Here is a 5,451-nt window from a genome sequence, read left to right on the forward strand (position 1 = left end):
TGATAGAAACAGAAGCCACTGGAGCACCTCAAAAACACCATCATACACTAAATCAGTAAGTTGGCAGCATCACCTATCACCAGTAAGAAATTATCGTTATTTGTAGCGATACATATTATATATATATCATTCTCAGGTGCGTACATGATTATCAACCAGGTACCTATAAAAATAAAAATCTTCATCTTTTTATTTTCATGCATCTCTATTATATTTTTGTTACTGCATGAAAATAATGGAATATACATAACACAAACAACACAAATAAGTTATAGTGTTTTCATTATTGGGCTTTTTTTCATAAACCTGATGATTTTTATTTTTCTATTGCTTTACTATGTTTCTAATCAGAGACAAAGTTATCTCTTAATTCTTTCATTCGCGTTTTTGAGCAACACGTATTATTTATTAGAAGTGGCTATTATTTCTTTATCTCCGTTAGGTAACGATTTATCTACAATCTATCAGAAATCAAATGATATCGCAATATATTATCTATTCCGTCAGTTCAGCTTTATATCTATAATCTTTCTGGCTGTTTGTTCCACCAATGTTAAAAATAAAAGTGTTTTAGAAGATAAAAGAAACATAATAATTGTTGTTTTGTCAATATTAATTCTTTTTATTACTCCGTTTGTAGCAAAAAATCTAAGCAGTGACAATATAAAATATAGTCTTAATATTATACAATACTCGCTGAATCGTCATTTGCCGACGTGGAATATCGTGTACACCAAAATAATATCAGTATTTTGGCTTGTATTACTTATCAGCTCATGCATCAGCATACGTAATTACTCAAAAATATGGTTGTGTATAATACTTATTAGTATAGTGTCAGTATGCAATAATCTAATTTTATTGTATTTTATTGATAAATCCCATCCTGCATGGTACATGACAAAATTTCTTGAATTGATATCAATGATTTATATCATTTCAACACTCATGTATTATGTTTTCAGGAAATTAAATCATGCTAATCATATGGCAATTCATGATCCACTAACGAATACATACAATAGAAGATACTTTATTGACTCATTGAAGAATATATCAAAACACCATGATTTCTCAGTAATAATGTTAGATATTGACAGTTTCAAAAGCATCAATGACAAATGGGGGCATCATATGGGTGATCAAGTCATAGTAATGGTTACCAGAATAATAAAAAAATCCATCAGGAAAGAGGATATATTAGGGCGCTTAGGCGGTGAGGAGTTCGGTATTATCATTAAAGGTAATACTCAAAAGCTCTTGCTATCAATTGCAGAGCGAATCAGAAAAAACATTGAAGAGCAATGCTCGGAAAAATTATTATCGCATGGACCTGAGAAAATAACTGTCAGTATTGGTTGCTTTACTTCAAAAGAGAATAATCTCAGCCCATCTGAAATGTTAGTCAATGCCGATAAAGCGTTATATCAAGCCAAAAGAACCGGAAAAAACAAGGTGATAGTTCACTCAAAATAAACACCTTTTTAAAATACAGCCCCAATAAACTGCAGAATATTATCCCATATAATATCCTGCAGTTCGTAATGCACTATTCGATAATGGGTACTGTTGGCCATTCAATATCCGGTGCAGTTGTTGTATTAACACGGTTCAGCAACACCCGATATTTTTTCCAGGCTTCCAGCAATGAGGTTTCTTCCTCCGTTGCGATCTCCAGATCTACAGCATCCTGAAGTGGCGCTATATGCTCACTGGCTACCTGCATCAGGCTGTTTTTTGTTTCTTCCGCCTCCCGGATCCGGAACAGTTTTTCTGCTTCCGTATCCTTCACCCAGGCTGTGCCGTTCCACTTCTGAAACTCCCCTTCCGGGGATAACCAAGTGACATTTTCCGGTAATGAGCCGAGTTCAGAAATAAATAACGCGTCGCCGGAAGCCACGTCATAAACCGTTTTACCCCGATGATCTTCAACGAGATGCCACGATGCCTCATCACTGTTGAAAACAGCCACGAAACCAGCCGGAATATCTGGCGGTGCAATATAGGTACTGTTTGCAGGCAGACCTGTATGAGGCGGAATATATGCGTCACCTTCACCAATAAATTCATTAGTTCCGGCCAGCAGATTATAAATTTTTATGGTCCGTGGTTGTTCACTCATTCTGAATGCCATTATGCAAGCCTCACAATGTAGTTAAATGCGATGTTTTTGACGGTGTTTTCCGCGTTACCAGCAGCGTTAACGGTGATAGTGTGTCCATGTGAGCCAATCGCAACAGAGTGCGTATGAGCACCAATACCGACAGTATGTGCATGTGCACCTGCGCTTGCAGCAGTACCCGATACAGAGTGCGTATGAGCGCCTGCAGAAGAAGTGTTAACACTGTATTTAGAATAATCAGGTGATCCACTTCCCGGAGCACCACTGGAACCACCTGAAACAAATGTCATCGAATGGGTATGTGCACCGGCTGAAGCAGCCGTACCGCTAACACTGTGTGTATGTGCCCCGGTGTTATTCGTGGATTTAGTGCCGTAATCAAACGACGATGTGGTTTTCGTCCCCAAATCTGTACTGGATGCGCTGGCGCTGTGGGTATGCGATTTAATGCCGTCCTGTTCCTGAGACAATACGGCCCGACCACTGGCAGGTTTGCCCTTAATCGTCCAGCCACGCATATCAGGGATCACGCCTGACGGATAAGCGGCTGCAAGTTTCGGGTAAGCAGATTTGTCAAAAGTCTGCCCCTGCATCAGGGCATAACCAGACGGAACGGTATCTGATGGCCACGGGATTGGTGCGCCGACTGGGTAGCTTTCTGGTGGAAGATTTTTCGAGGTATAAACTTCTGCCCAGTCTTCCTCAAAACCATAACCGTCTCTTGAAGAACGGTAGAACAGACCACCATTTCTGTAATGCGCCTTCATCTGCAGGGTCCGGCAACTTCCGACTCCGGTATAGAAGTTAACCAGAATATAGCTGTCGCCAGAGCGGGTGACATTGTAAGCGCCTGATTCGGCATTCCAGGGAACGCCACCATCCGCATCGGCATATGTATCCGTTGCCCTTCTGGCAAAAGCAGCCACATGCGCGGCGGTTAAAGTGATATCAGTAGAACCATCAAATGGAACACCGGATATTTTTCTTGCAGTCTGAAGTTTTGTAGCAGTTGCAGCATTACCAGTGGTGTTCTGATTACCCGTAGTGTTTACACCTGGAAGGTTAATATTTGCAGAACCGTCGAAAACAACTCCACCGATAGATCTTGCCGTCTGCAATTTCGTGGCTGTACTTGCATTACCATTCAATGAACCAGTTAATCCACCTGTAACAGACAACGGACCTGAAACTGTTCCTCCGGTTGTTGGCAGTGCTCCAATATCTGATGGTGTAGGTTTCTGATGTGAGCTATACATCGTATAAACAACACCATAGGTAACGCTGGAAGGCTTACTCGCTGAATATGTTGGCGAGGTATAAACAGAAACTGACGCATTTGCAGTACAATCCCAATGGATATTTACACTCGTCGCATAATTGCCAATCTCAACGTAAATATCATATGTATCGCCGGATGTGTTGATCCAGGCGAAATTCGTTAATCCGACGGCTGTACGCTTCCACAAAGCCCCGGTAATTCCTTTGGGGTTTCCATTGCCTGCTCGTAGAACCAGTTCTGAAATGCCTGCCTGATGTGGGGAACCGACGTTGTAACCAGCGCCACCAATCAATGCGATGTAAACGATGGAACTCGCTTGTGGCATGGTAACCGTAGCCAGTTTGAACCACCCAGCCCCGCCAGAGAAAGACATCGTTACTGAATTTAAAGTACCAATATCTTTCGGCGTTAATGTTATATCCGCAGTCAATGCTTTTCCGTTAACTTTTCGGTTAGATGGCACCCTGCTATTCGCATTGTCATTGGCTGCTTTAACTGCTTTTGGCGTTGCGGCCAGCGATTCACTGGTGCTATCAACAGCACTGCTAAGTTTCACAACACCTTTAGTTGTAAGGCTTGCGTCTTCCATCGCAACTGCACCGGCAATCTCTTCAGCACGATCAGCAGCAGCTTCCGCACGGGTCGCAGCGGATTCAGCAGTAGTTTTGCTCTGAGATGCTGCCGTCGCACTGCCTGCCGCCTCTGTTGCCTTCGTGGATGCCGTCGTGGCGCTGCTCTTCGCTGCTGACGCTTGTCTGGTCGCCTCATCTTTTGAAGCAGACGCAGATGATGCCGATGACGCCGCCGAACTGGCGGACGATGCGGCAGCCGTTTTTGAGGATTCTGCGCTGGTTTCCGACGCTTTCGCGTTCGTTTCGGATGTCTTCGCTGCGGAAGCAGACCTCGCTGCTGCGCTGGCCTGTTCAGTGGCTTCGCCAGCCTTCGTTGTGGCTGTTGAAGCAGACGATGCGGCGCTTTCTGCCGATTTTCCGGCGGCGGTGGCACTGGCTGAGGCCTGCCCGGCACTTGTTGACGCTGCACTGGCAGACGACGCAGCCGCTGTTTTTGAGCCTGCCGCAGCTGAGGCACTCTGTTCCGCTGCCGTTTCAGAAGACCTGGCGTTTGTCTCAGACGTTTTTGCCGCCTTCGCAGAATTTGCTGCCGCCGTTGCCGAGGAAGCTGCGCTGCCGGCGCTCTTTCACGTTAATCCCGTTCAGATCATCGCTGCCGGGAACGTTCGTCGAGGCATGAAGATACCCCGCGCTCAGCGTGGACTGATGTTCAGACGCCCATGCAGGCGCACCGGATATCCGCTGCCACGGTCAGGCGAAGCATGAAACTCACGCCCTTCACCACCTTCGGCGTATCCCAGCAGGCCAGTACCTGATACTCCCCGCTGTCTGCGGTGACTTCGGCGGTCAGATGCTGCACTGCTGGCGGCGTGACACCATTCACCGTGCCGCTCTGGTCGCCGTCAAAGTGCGCCCCGTTATCCACGATGGCCTCTTTTTCCGGTACATGCTGCACGGCGGTGATGGCATACGTGCCGTCATCGTTCTCACGGATACTCACGCAGCGGAACAGGCGCTGGCGCAGCGTCGGCAGCTTCAGCCCCCACACGCTGTATCCGGCAACGCCGTCAGGAACACGGCTCACTTTTACCTTCACGCCGTCGGTGACGGACTGGACCTCCACGCTGACCGGATTGCCACTTCCGTCAACCAGGCTTATCAGCGTGGTACCGGAGGATGGCAGCGTGATTTCACGGTCGAGCGTCAGCGTCCGGGTCTGGCTGTTCACCGCCAGCACGCGCCCGCCGATGCTGATACCCGCATAGTCATCATCGCAGATTTCAATGACATCCCCCGGTACATGGCGAAGCCCTTCCGCACCCACGCTGAAGTCAGTGTCCAGCACCGGCGTACTGTTCAGCAGCACGCTTTTTAATCCATCCACCGGACCTTCAACCGGCCCCCTTCGCTGATGGCATCGATCACACTCAGCAGCTGCGTGGACTTCAGGTTGTCCTTCGCTTCGCGCGGGGTATGCC

The 5,451-nt window shown here is 46.7% G+C and carries 3 protein-coding genes and 2 pseudogenes; 1 reads left to right on the top strand and 4 read right to left on the bottom strand.

Annotated features, from left to right (window positions below; genetic code table 11):
* Positions 1-144 precede the first annotated feature (144 nt).
* The gene (locus RTW80_RS22100) at positions 145-1,476 is read left to right on the top strand and encodes a sensor domain-containing diguanylate cyclase (protein ID WP_096967486.1); all 1,332 of its coding nucleotides are present in this window, start codon (positions 145-147) and stop codon (positions 1,474-1,476) included.
* Positions 1,477-1,549: 73 nt separating this feature from the next.
* Here RTW80_RS22100 and RTW80_RS22105 read toward each other — a convergent pair whose 3' ends face one another.
* The 4 genes and pseudogenes from RTW80_RS22105 to RTW80_RS22120 form a co-directional block, all read right to left on the bottom strand.
* Complete coding sequence (locus RTW80_RS22105) at positions 1,550-2,134, bottom strand: tail fiber assembly protein (RefSeq protein WP_001741474.1); 585 nt, start codon at positions 2,132-2,134, stop codon at positions 1,550-1,552.
* The gene (locus tag RTW80_RS22110) at positions 2,134-3,990 is read right to left on the bottom strand and encodes a phage tail protein (RefSeq protein WP_023281805.1); all 1,857 of its coding nucleotides are present in this window, start codon (positions 3,988-3,990) and stop codon (positions 2,134-2,136) included. The genes RTW80_RS22105 and RTW80_RS22110 overlap by 1 nt, the downstream gene beginning before the upstream one ends.
* Positions 3,991-4,591: 601 nt before the next feature.
* Positions 4,592-4,711: pseudogene (locus RTW80_RS22115) on the bottom strand (Ail/Lom family outer membrane beta-barrel protein); the annotation flags it as partial.
* Positions 4,710-5,309 (bottom strand): annotated as a pseudogene (locus tag RTW80_RS22120) (host specificity protein J); the annotation flags it as partial. The pseudogenes RTW80_RS22120 and RTW80_RS22115, both read right to left, overlap by 2 nt.
* Positions 5,310-5,451: the final 142 nt, after the last annotated feature.

This window comes from Escherichia sp. AM3 (assembly GCF_032029835.1).
GTDB lineage: Bacteria > Pseudomonadota > Gammaproteobacteria > Enterobacterales > Enterobacteriaceae > Escherichia > Escherichia coli.